General features: G+C 73.5%; 16 protein-coding genes and 1 riboswitch. Of the genes, 11 read left to right on the plus strand and 5 right to left on the minus strand.

Features of this window, described 5'->3' with window-relative positions; genetic code table 11:
- Positions 1 to 110 precede the first annotated feature (110 nt).
- A riboswitch (TPP riboswitch) is annotated at positions 111 to 222 on the plus strand.
- From thiE to thiC, 7 genes are all read left to right on the plus strand, one after another.
- Positions 217 to 843: a thiamine phosphate synthase gene (gene thiE / locus AB0B20_RS18460; protein ID WP_357388983.1), complete on the plus strand. Its 627-nt coding sequence runs from the start codon at positions 217 to 219 to the stop codon at positions 841 to 843. (Overlaps the previous riboswitch by 6 nt.)
- On the plus strand, positions 837 to 1,967 hold the full coding sequence (gene thiO, locus AB0B20_RS18465; protein WP_357388985.1) for a glycine oxidase ThiO: 1,131 nt from the start codon (positions 837 to 839) through the stop codon (positions 1,965 to 1,967). The genes thiE and thiO overlap by 7 nt, the downstream gene beginning before the upstream one ends.
- Complete coding sequence (thiS, locus tag AB0B20_RS18470; RefSeq protein WP_354870441.1) at positions 1,958 to 2,158, plus strand: sulfur carrier protein ThiS; 201 nt, start codon at positions 1,958 to 1,960, stop codon at positions 2,156 to 2,158. The genes thiO and thiS overlap by 10 nt, the downstream gene beginning before the upstream one ends.
- A gap of 4 nt (positions 2,159 to 2,162) precedes the next feature.
- The gene (locus tag AB0B20_RS18475; protein WP_357388988.1) at positions 2,163 to 2,936 is read left to right on the plus strand and encodes a thiazole synthase; all 774 of its coding nucleotides are present in this window, start codon (positions 2,163 to 2,165) and stop codon (positions 2,934 to 2,936) included.
- A gap of 86 nt (positions 2,937 to 3,022) precedes the next feature.
- On the plus strand, positions 3,023 to 3,664 hold the full coding sequence (locus AB0B20_RS18480) for a thiamine phosphate synthase (RefSeq protein WP_357472044.1): 642 nt from the start codon (positions 3,023 to 3,025) through the stop codon (positions 3,662 to 3,664).
- A gap of 79 nt (positions 3,665 to 3,743) precedes the next feature.
- On the plus strand, positions 3,744 to 4,532 hold the full coding sequence (gene thiD, locus AB0B20_RS18485; RefSeq protein ID WP_357388990.1) for a bifunctional hydroxymethylpyrimidine kinase/phosphomethylpyrimidine kinase: 789 nt from the start codon (positions 3,744 to 3,746) through the stop codon (positions 4,530 to 4,532).
- 17 nt (positions 4,533 to 4,549) lie between these two features.
- Positions 4,550 to 6,133 carry a phosphomethylpyrimidine synthase ThiC gene (gene thiC / locus AB0B20_RS18490; protein ID WP_357471903.1) on the plus strand — a complete coding sequence of 528 codons (1,584 nt, stop codon included), beginning with the start codon at positions 4,550 to 4,552 and terminating at the stop codon, positions 6,131 to 6,133.
- A gap of 47 nt (positions 6,134 to 6,180) precedes the next feature.
- On the opposite strand, the gene AB0B20_RS18495 is transcribed toward thiC, so the two are convergent.
- The 4 genes from AB0B20_RS18495 to AB0B20_RS18510 all read right to left on the minus strand — a co-directional run bounded on the left by AB0B20_RS18495 (position 6,181) and on the right by AB0B20_RS18510 (position 10,929).
- The gene (locus tag AB0B20_RS18495; RefSeq protein WP_357471906.1) at positions 6,181 to 8,814 is read right to left on the minus strand and encodes a hypothetical protein; all 2,634 of its coding nucleotides are present in this window, start codon (positions 8,812 to 8,814) and stop codon (positions 6,181 to 6,183) included.
- A 74-nt stretch (positions 8,815 to 8,888) separates the two neighbouring features.
- A complete protein-coding gene (locus AB0B20_RS18500; protein WP_073828925.1) occupies positions 8,889 to 9,197 on the minus strand; it encodes a cupin in 309 nt (102 codons plus the stop codon).
- The gene (locus AB0B20_RS18505) at positions 9,194 to 10,144 is read right to left on the minus strand and encodes an LLM class F420-dependent oxidoreductase (protein WP_357389075.1); all 951 of its coding nucleotides are present in this window, start codon (positions 10,142 to 10,144) and stop codon (positions 9,194 to 9,196) included. Before AB0B20_RS18505 ends, AB0B20_RS18500 begins: the two co-directional genes overlap by 4 nt.
- 2 nt (positions 10,145 to 10,146) lie before the next feature.
- Positions 10,147 to 10,929, minus strand: coding sequence for an ABC transporter ATP-binding protein (locus AB0B20_RS18510; protein ID WP_357471909.1), 783 nt, complete (start codon positions 10,927 to 10,929; stop codon positions 10,147 to 10,149).
- A 301-nt stretch (positions 10,930 to 11,230) separates the two neighbouring features.
- On the opposite strand from AB0B20_RS18510, the gene AB0B20_RS18515 reads away from it, so the two are divergent.
- Entirely contained in the window at positions 11,231 to 12,259 is a 1,029-nt protein-coding gene (locus tag AB0B20_RS18515; protein ID WP_135242057.1) for an ABC transporter substrate-binding protein, read from the plus strand.
- Positions 12,260 to 12,362: 103 nt separating this feature from the next.
- Positions 12,363 to 13,196, plus strand: a complete 834-nt coding sequence (locus AB0B20_RS18520; protein WP_357388998.1) for an ABC transporter permease — start codon at positions 12,363 to 12,365, stop codon at positions 13,194 to 13,196.
- Between the two features lie 161 nt (positions 13,197 to 13,357).
- Here AB0B20_RS18520 and AB0B20_RS18525 read toward each other — a convergent pair whose 3' ends face one another.
- Complete coding sequence (locus AB0B20_RS18525) at positions 13,358 to 14,539, minus strand: ABC transporter substrate-binding protein (RefSeq protein WP_357471912.1); 1,182 nt, start codon at positions 14,537 to 14,539, stop codon at positions 13,358 to 13,360.
- 447 nt (positions 14,540 to 14,986) lie between these two features.
- On the opposite strand from AB0B20_RS18525, the gene AB0B20_RS18530 reads away from it, so the two are divergent.
- A complete protein-coding gene (locus AB0B20_RS18530; protein ID WP_357389002.1) occupies positions 14,987 to 18,034 on the plus strand; it encodes a sensor histidine kinase in 3,048 nt (1,015 codons plus the stop codon).
- Entirely contained in the window at positions 18,031 to 18,438 is a 408-nt protein-coding gene (locus AB0B20_RS18535; RefSeq protein ID WP_013288588.1) for a roadblock/LC7 domain-containing protein, read from the plus strand. The genes AB0B20_RS18530 and AB0B20_RS18535 overlap by 4 nt, the downstream gene beginning before the upstream one ends.
- Positions 18,439 to 18,452: the final 14 nt, after the last annotated feature.

Genomic DNA, 18,452 nt, shown 5'->3' on the forward strand with positions numbered 1-18,452 from the left:
CCGTTTCGCGGCTTCTGCGGGGGCGACAACTGCAAGATCGGCGCGCGTTGGCGTGGGAGGAACGTTACGGAGGGCTTCCGTACGGGCGGGAGGCGTCGTACGGTAGGCCGCAAGTGACCCACGGGAGCCCGGTGCGGACCGGGCTGAGAGGGGGGCTGGGAGCCCCCGACCGTCGAACCTGATCCGGGTAATGCCGGCGCAGGGAGGAGCGTTGCCGTGCTGTCCCTGGGACGACTGCATCTCATCACCGACACCCGGCCGGGGCGTGACCCGCTCGCCGTGCTGCGTGCCGCCCTGCCCGTAGCGGGCGCCGACCTCGTCGTACAGGTGCGTGTGGAGGACGACGCCACCGACCGGGAGGCGTACGAGCTGGCCCGGCTGGTGGTCGACGCCTGCCGGCCGTACGGGGCGCGGTGCCTGGTGAACGACCGGCTGCACGTGGCGCTCGCGGTGGACGCCGCCGGGGGCCACGTCGGCGCGGACGACCTGCCGGTCGCAGCCGCGCGCCGGGTGCTCGGCCCGGACGCCGTGCTCGGCGCGACCGCCCGCGAGCCGGCCGGCGCCCGCGTGGCGGTGGACGCGGGCGCGACCTACCTGGGCGTGGGCCCGTGCCACGTCACCACCACCAAGGCCGGCCTGCCGGATCCGATCGGCCCCGAGGGGATACGCGCGGTCGCCGAGGCGGTGAGCGTGCCGGTGATCGCGATCGGTGGGGTCACCGCCGGGACCGTGCCGACGTTGCGGGCCGCCGGGGCGTACGGGGTGGCGGTGGTCGGCGCGCTCAGCCTGGCCGCCGATCCCGCACACGCCACCGCCGAGCTGATGCGGGCGCTGACGTGTTAAAAGGGGGCCCTTCCTCTACCGGAGGCGTTAAAAGGGGGCCCTTCCTTACCGACGTGGCGGTGGTGGGGGGCGGGCCGATCGGGTGGGCGATCGCGTGGCGGTGCGCGCAGCGCGGACTGCGCGTGGTGGTGCACGACGACCGGCCCGGGTCGGGCGCCTCGTCGGTGGCCGCCGGGATGCTGTCGCCGGTCGCCGAGGCGTACTTCGGTGAGCACGAGCTGACCGCGCTGCTCGTCGAGTCCGCCGCCCGCTGGCCCGGTTTCGCAGCCGAGCTGGCCGGGGCGAGCGGCGTCGACATCGGGTACCGCACCGAGGGCACGCTCGTCGTCGGGCTCACCGCCGACGACCTGGCCGAGGCGGGGCGGCTGTGGTCGTACCAACAGGGTCTGGAACTGCCGATCACGCCGCTGCGGCCGTCGGAGCTGCGCGACCGCGAACCGGCGCTGGCGCCGCGCGTGCGCGGCGGCGCGGTGGCCCCCGGCGACCACCAGGTCGACCCGCGGCGGCTGGTCGCCGCGCTGCGCACTGCCGCCGAACGCGCCGGTGCGGAGCTGCGCCCCGCCCGCGTCGGCGCGCTGTCCGACGTGGACGCCCGCGTCACGGTGGTCGCGGCCGGCTGCGGCGCGGCGGCGCTGACCAGCCTGCCGGTCCGCCCGGTGAAGGGCCAGGTGCTGCGGCTGCGCGCGCCGGGCGGCGGCCCGCCGGGCTTCCGGCACGTGATCCGGGGGTACGCGGACAGCGAGTCGGTCTACCTGGTGCCCCGGGACAGCGGTGAGGTCGTCGTCGGGGCGACAGTCGAGGAGCGCGCCGACACCGCTGTCACCGCCGGTGGGGTGCTGACGCTGCTGCGCGCCGCCGCCGAGCTGGTGCCGGAACTCGTCGAGTACGAGCTGGCGGAGGCCGTGGCCGGGTTGCGTCCCGGTACGCCGGACAACGCGCCGATCATCGGGCCGCTGCCCGGGCGGCCGGGCGTGCTCGCGGCCACCGGGCACCACCGGCACGGCATCGTGCTCACCCCGGTCACCGCCGACCTGGTCACCGAACTGATCGTCACCGGCGAGCCGGATCCCGCGCTCGCCCCCTTCACCCCGGATCGCTTCGGGAAGGAGCGCACGTGGAACTGATCGTCAACGGCACCGGCCGGACGCTGCCCGACGGTGTCACAGTCGCGGAGGTGGTCCGCGCGGTCACCGACCGGGAGCGCGGGCTCGCGGTGGCGGTGAACGGTGAGGTGGTGCCGCGCGGCGGCTGGTCGGCGAGCGTGCTGCGCGACGGCGACCGGGTCGAGGTGCTCAGCGCCACCCAGGGCGGGTGAGCGGATGTCCACGCTTGAGATCGGTGGGGTCACGTTCGGCTCCCGGCTCGTCCTCGGCACCGGCGGCGCGGCCAACCTGCACGTGCTGGAGCAGGCGATCCGGGCCTCCGGCACCGAGCTGGTGACGTTGGCGCTGCGCCGGGTGGACACCACGCCCGGTGGGTCGGGCGGCCTGCTCGACCTGGTGGAGCGGTGCGGCGTACGGCTGCTGCCGAACACGGCCGGCTGCCGTACCGCCGTGGAGGCGGTGAAGACGGCGCACCTGGCGCGGGAGGCGTTCGACACCGACTGGGTGAAGCTTGAGGTGATCGGCGACGAGCGCACGCTCCTGCCCGACGGGGTGGAGCTGCTGCGCGCCGCCGAGGAACTGGTGGCGGACGGGTTCACGGTGCTGCCGTACACGTCGGACGATCCGGTGCTCGCGCGGCGGCTGGCCGACGTGGGCTGCGCGGCGGTGATGCCGGCCGGGTCGCCGATCGGTTCCGGACTGGGCATCGGCAACCCGCACCACATCCGGCTGATCCGGCAGTCGGTCGACGTGCCGGTGGTGCTCGACGCGGGCATCGGCACCGCGTCCGACGCGGCGCTCGCGATGGAGCTGGGCTGCGACGCGGTGCTGCTGGCGAGCGCCGTGACCCGGGCCGCCGACCCGGTGGCGATGGCCACGGCGATGCGGTACGCGGTCGAGGCCGGGCGCCTGGCGTACGGCGCGGGCCGCATCGCCCGCCGCTTCCACGCCCAGGCGTCCACCCCCGACGAGGGACGGCCCGACCTGTGACCGCCCTACGCGTCGCGGATCTTGGTACGGACACGCCCCCGCAGGGGCGGCCGCGTACCAAGAACTACACCGGCTCGACCGGGGTCGTGCTGTTGACCGATCGTCGGGTGGCGCGGAGGCGGCTCGTTGACGTGGTGGCGGGGGCCGTGGGTGGGGGAGTGCGGTGGGTGGTGCTGCGGGAGAAGGACCTGCCCCGCGCCGAACGCCTCGCGCTCGCCGTCGACCTGCGCGCGATCCTCGCCGAGGCGGGCGGCACGCTGATCGTCGCCGGACCCGACCCGCTCGACGGGGACGCGGTGCACCTGCCCGCCGCCGGCCCGTACCCGCCGCCCGCCGTCGGACTCGTCGGCCGCTCCTGCCACGACGCCGCCGAGTTGGCCCGGCTCACCACCGAGCACTACGCGACGCTGTCCCCGGTCTACGAGACAAAGACCAAGCCCGGCTACGGCCCGGCGTTGCGACCGGACGGATTGAGCGAGCTGGTGAAAGCCAGCCCGGTCCCGGTGCTCGCCCTCGGCGGCATCGAAACGGCAGCTCAGGTAGCGGCCTGCGTTGAGGCGGGCGCAACAGGAGTAGCAGTCCTGGGAGCCGTCATGCGCGCCAACGACCCCACCGAAACCGCCACCACGCTGGGCAGAGCCTTCCAGGAGGCGACCACCCGTGTGGCGCACACCCACCCCGCGCGATCCGACGAAGGCCCACACGAGAAGGGCTGCGGCCGACCGTGACCACGGAGGGATCAAGCCTGACCGCCCGGAGTGGGCACGGTCGGCCGCAGCCCTGAACCGCAACCACCGGAGAAGACAAGTGACGCCGAAAACAGTTCTCAGCATCGCCGGATCCGACTCCGGAGCAGGAGCGGGCATCCAGGCCGACCTCAAGACGTTCGCCGCGCTCGGGGCGTACGGCACGAGCGTGCTCACCGCCGTCACCGCGCAGAGCACCAGGGGTGTTGACGCCGTCCTGCCGCTGCCACCGCAGACAGTGCGCGACCAGATGGACAGCGTGCTCGGCGACTTCGACGTGCGGGCCGTGAAGACGGGAATGCTCGGCACCCCGGCGGTCGCCGACGCGGTGGCCGAGGCGGCCCGGGCCGGGCGGCTGCCGCACCTGGTCGTCGACCCGGTACTCGTCGCCACGAGCGGGCACCGGCTCGGCGTGGTGGAGGCGGTCGAGCGGCTGCTGCCGTACGCGGAGGTGGCGACACCCAATTGCGCGGAGGCCGCGGCCCTCACCGGAGGCCCGGTGGGCACCGTGGAGGAGATGGTCGCGGCGGCCGAGGCGCTCGCCGCGCGCGGACCGGCCTTCGTGGTGGTGACCGGCGGCGACGTGGACGCCGACGGCGAGTCGGTGGACGTGCTCGCTGGTGGCGGGACCACCCGGCTGCTGCGCGCGCCCCGGGTGGACACCCGGCACAACCACGGCACCGGCTGTTCGTTCTCGGCCGCCGTCGCGGTCCGGCTCGCCGCGGGCGACGCGGTGCCGGTCGCGGTGGAGGCCGCCAAGGAGTACGTCACCCGCGCGCTGACCGGCGCGCGGACCTGGGAGCTGGGCGCGGGACGCGGCCCGCTGGACCACTTCGGCTGGTCCGCATGAGCGACAGGGAGGCTGTCATGCAGGCACGTCGCAAGGTGTACGTGGAAGGGTCACGCCCGGACATCCGGGTGCCGTTCGCCGAGGTGACGCTGACCGGGGACAACCCACCGGTACGGCTCTACGACACCTCCGGTCCCGGCTCCGACCCGGAGGCGGGGCTGCCCGCGCTGCGTGGGGCGTGGATCGCCGAGCGGGGCGACGTCGCCCCGGTACGCGGCGCCGGCACGCCGCTGGCGGGCACCCGTCCGACTCAGCTCGCCTACGCCCGGGCCGGGATCGTCACGCCGGAGATGGAGTTCGTGGCGATCCGGGAGTCGGTGACGCCGGAGTTCGTCCGGGACGAGATCGCGGCCGGCCGGGCGGTGCTGCCGCTGAACGTCAACCACCCGGAGTGCGAGCCGGCAATCATCGGCAAGGCGTTCCTGGTGAAGGTCAACGCCAACATCGGCACCTCGGCTGTCACCTCGTCGGTGGCCGAGGAGGTGGAGAAGCTGACCTGGGCCACCCGGTGGGGCGCGGACACCGTGATGGACCTGTCCACCGGCAGGCGCATCCACGAGACCCGCGAGGCGATCGTGCGGAACGCGCCGGTGCCGATCGGCACGGTGCCGATCTACCAGGCGCTGGAGAAGGTCGGCGGTGACCCGGTGAAGCTGAGCTGGGAGGTGTTCCGCGAGACGGTCATCGAGCAGGCGGAGCAGGGCGTCGACTACATGACTGTGCACGCGGGTGTGCTGCTGCCGTACGTGCCGCTGGCGGTGGACCGGGTCACCGGGATCGTGTCCCGGGGCGGCTCGATCATGGCGGCCTGGTGCCTGGCGCACCACGAGGAGAACTTCCTCTACACCAACTTCCGGGAGCTGTGTTCGCTGCTCGCGAAGTACGACGTGACGTTCTCCCTGGGCGACGGCCTGCGTCCCGGCTCCATCGCGGACGCCAACGACGAGGCGCAGTTCGCCGAGCTGCGCACGCTCGGTGAGCTGACGAAGATCGCCTGGGAGTACGACGTCCAGGTGATGATCGAGGGCCCCGGGCACGTGCCGATGCACAAGATCAAGGAGAACGTGGACCTCCAGCAGGAGTGGTGCCACGAGGCGCCGTTCTACACGCTCGGGCCGCTGACCACCGACGTCGCACCCGCGTACGACCACATCACCTCGGCGATCGGCGCGGCGATGATCGGCATGTTCGGCACCGCGATGCTCTGCTACGTCACCCCGAAGGAGCACCTCGGGCTGCCCGACCGCGACGACGTGAAGGCGGGCGTGATCGCGTACAAGATCGCCGCGCACGCGGCCGACCTGGCCAAGGGGCACCCGGGCGCGCAGGCGTGGGACGACGCGCTGTCGAAGGCCCGGTTCGAGTTCCGGTGGTCCGATCAGTTCAACCTGGCGCTCGACCCGGAGACCGCGAGGGCGTACCACGACGCGACGCTGCCCGCCGAGCCGGCGAAGACCGCGCACTTCTGCTCGATGTGCGGGCCGAAGTTCTGCTCCATGAAGATCACGCAGGAGCTGAAGGACTATGCCGCGCGGGGTATGCGCGGCAAGTCGGAGGAGTTCGTCGCCTCCGGCTCACGGGTGTACCTGCCGCTGGCGTGAGCGAGGCCGGGGCGGGCGTGTCGATCCGGCCCGCCCCGGGTCGCCGTTCAGTCGCGGTGGTGCCGCCCGGTACGCAGCGAGCGGGCGTCGGCGGCGTTGTCGTCCGAGGCGAGACCGGCGACCCAGTCGACGTACTCGTCGTCGGTAGCGGCGTCCGGCTCGGCCGCACGGTCGGGCGGCTCCGGGTCGGCCTTGGGCCGGTTACGCCGGAACAGGCCGCGCCGGGTCTTCGTCTTCCCGGCGGGCGTGTCGGCGTCCGCCGGGCCGGCGTGCCGCCCGCGCCGGAGGTCCGGCTCGCCCGTCTCCGGCGCGGTGGCCTCGGGCAGCGCGGTGCCGGCACCGGCCTCGGCCGGTACGGCGGTCGTCGGCTCCGGTCGGGCGACAGGCAGTGCGGCCTTCTCCTCCGGCCGGGAAACCGGCCCGGCGGGACGGGCGTTCGTGGTGAGCGCGTCCCAGCCGGCGCTCGCGCCCGGCTCGGGCAGACCCCGACGGCGGGGACGCGGTGCCGGCTCGGCCGGGGTGACCGCCTCCACGCTGTCCCCTGCCGGCGCGTCCGGTTCGGCGGTGGCGCGCTGCGGGCGGCTCGCCGGGGTGATCGGCCAGGCCGGGCGTACCTCGCCGGGCGCGCCGGCGACCTCCTCGAACATCGGGAACCGGGGCCGGGGCGACGGGGCCGGCGCCGGGCCGTCGTCGAAGAAGAAACTACGTCGGGTACGACCGGGCGGTGCGTCCTCGCCGGCCGGGGAGCCCGTGCGGGGAGCCGGGCCGTCGAGGGAACCGCCGGGCGTGCCGGGGTCCACACTGCCGGGCGTCGAGGCCGCGCTCGCGTCGTCCCGGGCCGGGTTCGCGGCCGGTGGGATCGGGTCGGCGTTCGCCGCCGGGCCGCCCTGCCCGACCGGCGTCGTCGGCGTGGCGTCGGCCGGGGCGGAGTCGGGTGCGGCCGGGCCGGTGGCGCGTGGTCCGGCCTTCGGGGTGCGGCCACGCCGCGAGCGGGTGGGGCGGCCGGTCCCGGCAGTGGGCTCGGCCGGTGGCGCGGCGGCGCTGTCCGCGTCGGCCCGGTCCGGTCCGGTCAGGTCGCCGCCGTCCGTCCGGGGGCCGGGGACGTGGTTCTCGGGGGTGCCGCCGGTGAGCGGCGAGGCGTCCTCGGCGGCGGTGCCCGGGGAGGTGGCATCCGCGGCGCGGGGTGCGGTGGGACCGTCGGCGGGTGACCCTGGTCCGCCGGTGGACCGGCCGGCGCGGGTACGGCGGGGCCGGGTGACCCGTGGCGTGGCCGCCGTCGTTTCCTGAGCCGGTGCCGCATCGTCCGACCCGGCGGCCGGGGCAGCGGGGGCGGCGCTCTCGCCGCCGGCGGATGCGGAGGCGGCGGCCGGGGTGACGCTCGACTCTGGAACCGTGCCCGGACCCGTGCCCGGACCCGTGCCCGGACCCGTGCCCGGACCCGTGCCCGGACCCGTGCCCGGGGCCGGGATCGGGTCGGGGCGGCCCGCGGCGAGCACGTCGATGGCCGAGGTCCGGCGCCCCGGGGGCAGCAGGCCCGGCATGGGCTGGCCGTGGGTCGTCGTGTCAACGGTGGCCGGACGGTCGCCCGCCGGCTGATCAGCGGTGGGCAGACCGGGGACGGCAGGCGGGTCGGCGGCGGGAAGGTCGGCACCGGTGGGCGCCGACGTCGTGGTCGAGCCGCCGGGCTCGGGCCAGCTCCAGTGAGCGGGTGCGGCGGCGCCGCTCGTCACCGGAGGCGTGGGCGGGACGGTGGCGGCGGCCGGGGCGGACGAGTGCGGCAGCGGCGCGAGGATGTCGGTGGCCTCGACCGCGTCGGGGTCACCGCTGGCGGTGACCGGCCGGGGCAGCATCGTGGTGGCGGTCGAGCCGAGCGCACCGGCGATCACGGCGATCAGCGCGCCGTAGTAGGGCGCGACCTGGTAGCGGTCGGTGGCCGAGCCGGGACCGGCGGTCAGGTAGGCGAACGCGACGAGCACGGGACCGGCCGCCCCGGCCGCCCCGCCGACCAGCGGCGGCCATTCGGCCCGGCGGGCGAGCACGCCGACCGCCCCGCCGGCCAGCAGGGCGAGCACCGGCAGCAGCAGCATGGACAGGCGTTGCGCCGCCTCCGCATCCAGCCAGGAGGGTTCGAGCACGCCGAGCCGTACGGTGGCCAGCGGGCGGCTGGAGAGGATCGTGGGCGCGACGGAGAGCAGCGCGAACAGCCAGACGATCCCGGCGGTGATCGCCACTCCCCAGCCGAACGGCGGCTTGAGCAGCACGGCGATCGCGGCACCCGCCCCGACCACGGCCCCGAGCGCGGCGCAGATGCCGGCGGCCCAGGCCGCGTCGACGGATCCGCCCAGCTCGGCAGCGCGGGCCGGCTGCATGCACAGCGGGGCGACCACCATCGCGCCGAGCGCGCTGACGCCGGCGACGGAGAGCAGTTCGGTGGTGCCGCCGGGACCGTCGTCGCGGCGGGCGATGCGCTCGGTGAGGACGGCTCCGGCGACCGTGGCGACAGCGGCGAACCAGCCCACCCAGACGAGCTGGGCGGGCCACCGGTTGACCGAGACGTCGACGAACGCGCCGTCGAGGCGTACGACTCCGAAGCCGTACGCGATGCCCAACTGGCCGGCCCCGGCCAGCACGCTCACGCCGAGCGCCGTGAGCAGCAGCCTGCCCCACGTCCGAAAGGCCATGTCCGGCACGTTACGGCCCGGTGACCCCGATCGCCACCTTGCCGCCGCGCGGCGCGGCGAACCTCCCGGCGTGGCTACTTCAGCTCGACCAGGCGCGCGAGGTAGGTGGTGTCGCCGACGTTTGTGAGCATGTGCACCGCGCCCGGATCCCGGTAGACCACGCCGCCGGTCGGCTCGTCGGCGTCGATGGTGGCGCCGTCGATGGTCTGCACCACGTTCTTCGCGCCCTGGATCGCCACCACCAGATAGGGGTGGTCGTGGCGGTGCAGCGGCTGCCGCTCACCCGGCTCGAGCCGGATGTGCCAGACGCGTACGCGGTCGTTCTCGTACACGATCTCCTGGCCCACCGGGCCGAGTTCGAGGTCGGCGGAGAGTTCGGTCATCGTGGTCCGTCCAGTCGGGGGAGCACCTCGGCGGCGATGAGCTCCACGTGGTCGAGGTCGTCGAAGTCGATCAGGCGCAGGTGCACCCGGCTGGCCCCGATCGCGGCGAACTCGCCGATCCGGTCGACCAGCTGGGCGGGGGAGCCGACCACCGGGTCCTCCGGCGGCAGCGCGCTGGTGACGTGCAGCGGCGCGGCCCGGCGCTGCGCCTCGGCGTCGGTGCGCCCGATCGCCACCACGATGCCGGCCGAGAGCGTCAGCGGCGCGCGGCCGGAGTCGGCCCGCCCGGCGCGGTCACACGCCTCCCGCACCCGGTCGTACGCGGCGGCGGTCTCGGCGACGCTCTTGAACGGCATGTTGAACTCGTCCGCGTAGCGGGCGGCCAGCTCGGGTGTGCGCTTCGGTCCCCGGCCGCCGACGATCACCGGCGGGCCGGGCCGCTGCACCGGCTTGGGCAGCGCGGGCGCGTCGACCAGCCGGTAGTGCTCACCGGTGAAGCTGTACGTCTCGTCGGACGGGGTGCGCCACAGCCCGGTGACGATCTCCAGCTGCTCGGCGAGCCGGTCGAAGCGTTCGGCGACGGGCGGGAACGGGATGCCGTACGCGGTGTGCTCGCGCTCGTACCAGCCGGCACCGATGCCCAGCTCGACCCGGCCGCCGCTCATCCGGTCGACCTGGGCGACCATGACGGCGAGCGGCCCGGGGAGCCGGAACGTGGCGGACGTGACGAGCGTGCCGAGCCGGATCCGGGAGGTCTCCCGGGCCAGCGCGGCGAGCGTCAGCCAGGCGTCGGTGGGGCCGGGCGGCGCCGGCTCGTCCCCCATGGCCCGGTAGTGGTCGGCCCGGAAGAAGCCCTCGAAGCCGGTCTCCTCGACCAGCCGGGCGAACCGGAGCTGGTCGTCGTAGTCCGCACCGCGGTGGGGTTCGGTGAACACCGAGACCCGCATGGTCACCGGCCTCCGACGGGTACGCCGGGGGCGTCCCGCTCCATCAGCAGTTCGTGCAGCTCGGCGCTGATCCGCGCGACGTCTTCCAGGTGTTCGTGGCGGCCCAGCGTGCGGGGCCGGGGCACGTTCACCTCGACCACCTCGCGGATGCGCCCGGGGCGCGGGCTGAGCACGACGACCCGGTCGGCGAGCAGCACCGCCTCGTCGATCGAGTGGGTGACGAAGACGATCGTCGCACTGGTCTCCATGTGCACCCGCTGGAGTTCGCCGGAGAGCTCCTCGCGGGTGAGCGCGTCGAGCGCGGAGAACGGCTCGTCCATGAGCATCACCCGGGGCGAGCCGATCAGCGACCGGCACAGTGACACGCGCTGCTGCATGCCGCCGGACAGCTCGTGCGGGAGGCGCTTCTCGAAGCCGCCCAGCCCGGCCATCTCCAGCAACTGGCGGGCCCGGTCGCGGTGCTCGGCCCGGCGCCAGCCGAAGATCTCCACCGGCAGCAGCACGTTGTCCAGCACCGAGCGCCAGGGCAGCAGCGCCGGTCGCTGGAACAGCATGGCCACGTCGCGGCGGGGCTTCGTGATCGGCGTACCGGCCACGGTGATCTCGCCGCCGGTGACCGGCAGCAGGCCGGCGATCATGCGCAGCAGCGTGGACTTGCCGCAGCCGGACCGGCCGAGGACGGCGACGAACTCGCCTTCGGCGACGTCGAGGTCGATGCCGCGCAGCGCCTCCACCCGCCCCGAACGGCCGTCGAAGGTGCGGGACACCCCGGACAGTCGGATCATGTCCTGCCGGCTCCCTTCCACGTCGTCTCGGCCACGTCGTCTCCGACGCGAGCCGGGCTAGCGTAGCGGGGGACTGTGCTTATAGCACCGTCCGGGGTGGACGTCAGTCCGCTTTCCGTCACGCAACTTCGTTTCCGTTCCGCAACCGGGACGGCGGCGGCAGGTCATCTGCCTTCTCGTACGCTGTTGCGCGCGAAGAGTCCCCTCACGACGGTCCAGTCGGCCGAACCACCTGCCGACCCCGTCGGACCCACGACCCGACCGGCGAAGAAGTCCTGGTCGGAAAGGACATGGTGCACTGATGAGAAGGCTGACCCGTACGGTCGCCGCCGCGGCTCTGGCCACCGCCCTCGCCCTGGTGGGCGGCTGCAGCAGCGACTCGGACAAGTCCGAGAGCGGCGGCGGCAACGGCGCGGCGCTGGAGAAGGTGACGTACCTCACCTCGTTCGGCAACTTCGGGCGTGACTCCTACGCCTGGGTGGCGAAGGACAAGGGCTTCTTCAAGGAGGCCGGCTTCGACGTCGACATCAAGCCCGGTCAGGGCACCGGCTCCGTCATCCAGACCATCACCGGCGGTCAGGCCGACTTCGGCCCGATCGACCTGACCGGTGGCATCCTCCAGCTCGGCAACGGCCAGGCCAAGGACTTCGTGGCGGTGGCCGCGATCCAGCAGCGCACCATGGCCGCGATCGTCACGGTCGAGGGCAAGAACATCGCCACCCCGAAGGACCTCGAGGGCAAGAAGCTCGCCGACACCCCGACGTCCGTCGTGCGCAACCTCTTCCCGACGTACGCGCGGCTCGCCGGCATCGACGGCAGCAAGGTGACCTGGGTCAACGGTGAGGCGCAGGGCCTGATCGGCATGCTCGGCTCGGGGTCGGTGGACGGCATCGGCCAGTTCGTCGTCGGCCAGCCGACGGTGGAGACGGTGACCAAGAAGAAGCCGGTCGTCCTGCCGTACAGCAACGTGATGCAGGACCTCTACGGCAACGCGCTGATCACCTCCTCGAAGATTGCCAAGGAGAAGCCGGAGATGGTGAAGAAGTTCACCGCCGCGCTGCTCAAGGGCCTGGAGTACTCGCTGGCGAACCCCGACGAGGCGGCCGAGATCCTGAAGAAGAACGTGCCGGCCGCCGTGCCGGCCGCTGCCTCCGCCGAGCTTCAGCTGATGGCCGCGTACGTCCGGTCGAGCAACTCCGGCACCGCGATCGGCACGCTGGACAGCGGCCGGGTGGCCAAGAGCATCGCGCTGCTCCAGGGCGCAGGTGCGCTCAAGCAGAACCTCACCCCGGACCAGATCATCGACTTCAACCTCGCGCCGAAGGCCTGACCGGTCCGCTCGGGCCAACGGGGGTGCGACCCGCCGGACACCCCGGTGGGGCGCACCCCCTTCGCGTGCCGGTCACGCCGACCGGCGCAGAGAGGAGCACACGTTGACACAGTCGACCGAGGCCCGGCCGGAGACGCCGCCGCGCCCGGCGGTCGTCCGGCGCGGGATCGCCGTACGCCCGGCGGCGGTGGGACTGCCGGCGCTCGGCCTGGTGATCGCGGTGGCGGCCTGGTGGCTCGTCACCTCGGGGCTGAACCTGGTGCACCCGGCCGCGCTGCCCCCGCCGCAGGCGGTGGGGAGGTCCCTCGCCGGCACCACCGAGGTGCTGCTGCCCGCGCTGGGCATCACCACCTGGATGACAGTGCTCGGCTTCCTGCTCTCGTCGGTGGCGGGGGTGCTGATCGGGATGGCGCTGGCCGCCTCCCGCCGGGTGGAGCGGATGTTCGCGCCGCTGCTGGTGGCGGTGAACGCGGTCCCGAAGATCGCGTTCGGGCCGCTGCTGGTGGTGGCCGTGGGCTGGGGGCAGAAGCCCATCCTGACCATGGTGTTCCTGCTCTGCTTCTTCCCGATCGTGCTCTCCACCGCGACCGGGCTGACCACCACCCCGGCGGATCTGGCGGAACTGGGCCGGTCGCTGAACGCGTCGTGGTGGCAGTCGTTCCGCAAGGTGCGCTTCCCGGCGGCGCTGCCGCAGATCTTCGTCGGCCTCAAGGTGGCCATGCCGCTGGCCGCGATCGGCGCCGTGATCGGGGAGTTCTACTCGGACCGTCCGGGCCTGGGCTACCAGATCCTGCAGTACAACGGTGTCGGCGACACCGCGACCGCGTGGGCGGCGATCGTGCTGGTGGCCCTGATGAGCATCGTGCTCTACGCCGCCCTCAGCCTCATCGAGCGCCTGGCCCTGCCCTGGGTCCGCGCCACCACCTCAGCCCGCTAGCCACTGACCCGAGAACCCGACGTCGACCGAGCACCCAGAAGGTAAACCTCAACCCACGGATGGCGGCCGACCACGACAGGCGTGGCCCCACCGCAACCGGCGCAGGGATCAAGCCTGACCGCCCGGAGCCGGTTGCGGTGGGGCCACGCCCCCAACAGTGACTAGCCGGCGAGCCGCCAACGCCCACCACGAGCAACGAGCGTCGTCAACGCCTGCGGCATCAGCCCGGAGTGGTTGTCCGGCGTCATCCGGATCGGCCCGGACAGCCCGTCGAGCTGGGCGGTCTCCAGCACGTCGCGCAGCGCGTCCCGGTCGACCTTGCCGGGCTCGCCGCCGGCCCGCTGCTCGGCGTCGGCGATCAGCTGGACCGCGTCCGCGGCGAACGAGGAGAAGCCGTTGTAGCCGCCGAACCGGGCGGTGTAGTCCTGGAACCACTGCCGCCGCGCGGCCTTGGCCGGGGTGGTGGCGATCACGTCGTCGATCACCATGGTCTGGGTGAAGATCAGCGTCGCCTCCTCGGTGGATCGGGCCGACGGGCCCAGGAAGAGGTCACCGGCGGCCGAGGCGTCGAAGAACAGCGACCCGCGGAACTTGCTCTGCCGGGCGGTGGTGGCGGCGAGCGTCGCCTGCTCCGGCGTGGTCCACAGGACCAGCGCCTGCGGCTTGCCCTCGATCAGCTCGTTGATCTGCGTGGTCACCTCGGTGTCGGTGGACCGCACCGACTCGTTGCCGACCAGTTTCACGCTGGTCTTGCTCAGCTCGCGGCGCAGGGCGGTGAGCCCTTCCTGGCCGTAGCCCTCGGCGCTGTGCAGCAGCGCCACCTTGCGGACGTTGCGCCGGTCCAGTTCGGCGGCGAGCGCGGCGGCGCTGTCCGCGGCGTTCGGGGCGAGCTTGAAGACATATCGCCGCTCGGCCACCGGCTCGGTGACGGCGCTCGACGACGCCAGTGCGATCGTCGGAATGCGCTTCTCGCCGATCGTACGGGCCGCACCGACGGCGCATTCGTTGCAGCCGCCCATGATGACGGCGCTCACCCGCGAGTCACCGCTGAAATCATTGATGTTCCGCAAGGATTCCGCGGCGTCCGAGCGGTTGTCCTTGATCCTCAGATCGATCTTCCGGCCGCCCAGTGCGCCGGAGGCGTTCAACTGCTCGACCTTCAGTTCCAGGGCCCGTTGGTAGACCTTGCCGACGGGCGCCGAGGCGCCGGAGAGCTCCAGATCGGCGGCGATCACGATGGGGCTGGTGTCCTGCGGTTCCCCGCCGATCCCGCAGCCGGTGAGCGTGGTGGCCAGCACGGCCGATGCGAGCGCCGCGATGCTCGCGGAGCGGATGGGGCTCAACTCAGTCCTCCAGGTGCGGCGCGGGCCGACGCCCGATCACCGCCGCTAGTCCGTCCTCAGTGGAGGAACGGGATTGGTGTGCCGTACGGTGTGCGCGAAGCCTGCAAAACCTTGCCAATGCCGGGGCCTGTGGTCAAGCCGGGATCCGGAGTCCTGTTTCGGGACGGCTATCCCACATGCTGGGGACACGGAACATTAACCGACAATTACTGCACAGAAGCGTATGACCACTCTGGAGTGACATCCCCTGTTCAGGGGGTTGGAGAAAAGAAGGTATTAGGTGATCGGATCCCGGGTTGCGCCACCCCCGACCGTTTCCTGCCCCACTGCGGCTTCCCAAACACGATCTCGTCTGATGAAATCGCGGCCGTGCCGCGTGCGGCGCTGGCCGCTGCACCAGGCACGGGTCAGTGGGTCGCGCGTGGAAGAAACGACGGAGGCGATGTCGTGAGCACCGGACCTACGACCCTGCCCGGGAGCCCAAACGCCGAACAGCGGAACCGCCGTCGGCGCCTGCCCAGGCTGCGCGACGCGCGGATCCGCTCCAAGCTCGCCCTCATCCTGGTCGTCCCGGTGGCAGCCGTCATCGCACTGGCAACTATCCGACTCATCTCGGTGGGCCAGGGCGCGTACGAGGCGGACCGGATCCGGTCGCTGAGCGCGGTGTCTGTCGACATCTCGGCGCTCACCCAGGACCTGCACAAGGAGCGAATGGCGGCGGCGGTCTTCCTGGCCGACCCGAACCAGAAGCCGGACGCGTACAACCTGCGCGTGCGTCAGACCGACGAGCGCATCGACGCGTACCAGAAGGGGCGCGCCGACCTCGGTGACCTGCCGGCGGCGATCAGCAACCAGCTCAAGGTGATCGACGCCCACCTGGCCACGTTGAACGGCACCCGGCAGGAGGTGCTGGACCGGCTCCAGATGCCGGTGGCCGAGGCCAGCCTGCGCTACGGGATCGTCCTGGGCGACCTGGTCGCGTACAGCGACGCGCTGGCCCAGCAGCCGGGCGCGGAGAGCCTGGCCGACGCCCGCCGCGCGGTGGCCGCGTTCGCCCACGCCAAGGCCGCGGTGGCCGAGGAACAGGCGGTGGCCTTCACCGCCCTCGGTGGCAGCCGGATCGACGGCGAGCAGTTCTCCTCCTTCGTGGCCACGCTCACCGGCCAGCAGGAGGCGCTGCTGACCTTCTCCCGGACCGCGACGCCGAGCCAGCGGGCCCTGGTGGACCGCACGGTCTCCGGTGACGCCGTCCAGCTCGCCGACCGCGTCGCCGGCGACATCTCCCGCTCCGTCGAACGATCCTCGCTGGTCACCCGCGACGAGGCGTCCGCCGCCATCGGTGCGGTCGACGACCTGATGCGGTGGGCCGAGATCCAGCTGCTGGACGAGATGCTGGCCGACGCCGACGAGGTACGCGCCGACGTGATCCGGCAGGCGATCGTGGAGAGCCTGCTCGTGCTGCTCACGCTCGCCATCGCGGTGACGCTCGCCGTGGTGCTCGCCCGCTCGCTCAACGACTCGCTGCGCCGGCTGCGTGAAGGCGCGCTCGCCGTGGCCAACCACGACCTGCCGGACGCGGTGAGCCGGCTGCAGAACGTCAACGCCATCGGCGACGGCGGCGTGGACGAGATCGTCCAGCAGGTACGGGACCCGATCAAGCTCAGCAACCGCGACGAGGTCGGCCAGGTCGCGGTGGCCTTCAACGTGGTCCACCGCGAGGCGGTCCGGGTCGCGGCCGAGCAGGCCGCGCTGCGGACCAGCGTCTCGGCGATGTTCCTCAACCTGGCCCGCCGTTCGCAGAGCCTGGTCGACCGCATGATCGGCGAACTGGACGCGATCGAGCGTTCCGAGGAGGACCCGAAGCGGCTGGCGCAGCTCTTCGAGCTGGACCACCTGGCCACCCGGATGCGCCGTAACGACGAGAACCTGCTGGTGCTGGCCGGTGCCGACTCGGCCGTGCCGCGTCGCGACGACGCGCTCCTTGTCGACGTGCTGCGCGCCGCCCAGTCCGAGGTGGAGCTCTACAACCGGATCGAGTTCGGCACCGTCGACACCGACATCTCGGTCGCCGCGCACGCCGTCAACGACGTCGTCCGGCTGGTCGCCGAGCTGCTCGACAACGCCACCCGGTTCTCGCCGCCGAACACCTCGGTGGTGGCCGACGGCCGCCGGATCCGCGACTACGTGCTGATCCAGATCGAGGACCGCGGCCTGGGGCTCAGCGACGACCAGCTCGACTCGCTCAACCGGCGCCTGGCCGCGCCGCCGACAGTCGACGTGGCCGCGTTCCGGCTGATGGGTCTGGCCGTGGTGAGCCGGCTCGCCTCCCGCTACGGGATCCGCGTCGAACTGCGCCGCAACGTCGAGGGCGGCACCGTCGCCCAGGTCACGCTGCCGAACTCGACTGTGGTGCTGCCGGCCAACCGGGGTCAGGCCCCGCTGACCCGGCCGCGTCAGCCGCTCGCCGTGGAGCAGTCGCCGCTCAGCCAGGTCGGTGCCGCCGACGCGCTGGCCGGCGCCGGGCGGGGCGCGGCCACCGCCACGCTCGCCGACCAGTGGCGCGGGGCGACCACCGCCCCGCCGTCCCGGTGGCAGACGCCCGCCGAGACCCGCGACACCACACCCGCCGTACAACTGGGTGGAGCGACCGGCGCGCTGCCCACCGTGGCGGCGCCCGCCCCGGTGGCGGCGGCGCCCGCCCCCGCCGCGCCGGCACCGGTCTCCGGCGCGGGCTGGTCGGCCGGCCCGACCGTGGCGTATCCCGCGCTCGACCCGCTGCCCAAGCGGACGCCGGGTGTCGATGCGGCGCAACCCGCTACCCAGGCCGCACCTCCGGCCTACCAGCCGCTCGCCGCGGCGCCGGCGGTGGAGAGCACCCCGGCGACGCCCGTGGTGGCCCGGCCCGAGCAGCGGGCCGAGGCGCCGATATTCCGCGAGATGGAGGCGGTCTGGTTCCGTTCGCACGGAGAGGACGAGACCACCATCTTCACCCGTCCCACGTTCGACGAGCCGCCCGCGCCGGCACAGCCGGCCGTGGCGCCCCCCGCGGCGTCGGCACGTCCGAAGCTGCCCACCCGTACCCCGGGCGCCCAGGCGTCGGGGCTGACCACGCCGCCGGCGTACAGCCCGCCGGAGGTCCCGTCCACGCCTCCGGCAGCCGCGACGCCGCCCCCGGCGCCGCCCGCCGCCGAGCCCGCGTCCGCGCCGTCGATCGACCCGGAGGCCTGGCGTACGGCGGCCGACGAGGGCTGGTCGCGGGCCAGCCGTGCCGCGGAGCCCACCACCGGCGGCACCACCCGTTCCGGCCTGCCCAAGCGGGTGCCGCAGGCCCAGCTCGTGCCCGGCGGCATCGAGCCGAAGAGCGGCCGGGACCGCAGCCGGCGCACGCCGGACGAGGTACGCGGCCTGCTCTCCGCCTACCACCGTGGCGTCCAGCGGGGCCGTACGGCCGGCGCCGACCTGAACAGCACCTCGAACAAGGAGACGAACCGATGAACAGGCCGGCGGCCATGCAGGACATGGGGTGGCTTCTCACCAACTTCGCCGACAGCGTCGCGGGCATCGCGCACGTGGTGGCGGTGTCCGCGGACGGACTTCTGCTCGCCTCCTCGCGGGATCTGCCCGGCGACCGGGCCGACCAGCTCGCCGCCATCACCTCCGGCGTGGTGAGCCTTACCGAGGGCGCGGCGCGGATGTTCAGCGCCGGCGGGGTGCTGCAGACCGTGATCGAGATGGACAGCGGCTACCTGTTCCTGATGTCCATCAGCGACGGCTCGTCGATGGCCGTGCTCGCGGCCCGCAGCTGCGACGTCGGCCAGGTGGGCTACGAGATGGCGCTGCTGGTGGAGCGGGTCGGCCAGGCACTGGTCCCGCTGCCGAGGGACGCGGTCCGGTCCTGATCGGCCCGGGGTGC

The organism is Micromonospora sp. NPDC049151 (assembly GCF_040648395.1).
GTDB lineage: Bacteria > Actinomycetota > Actinomycetes > Mycobacteriales > Micromonosporaceae > Micromonospora.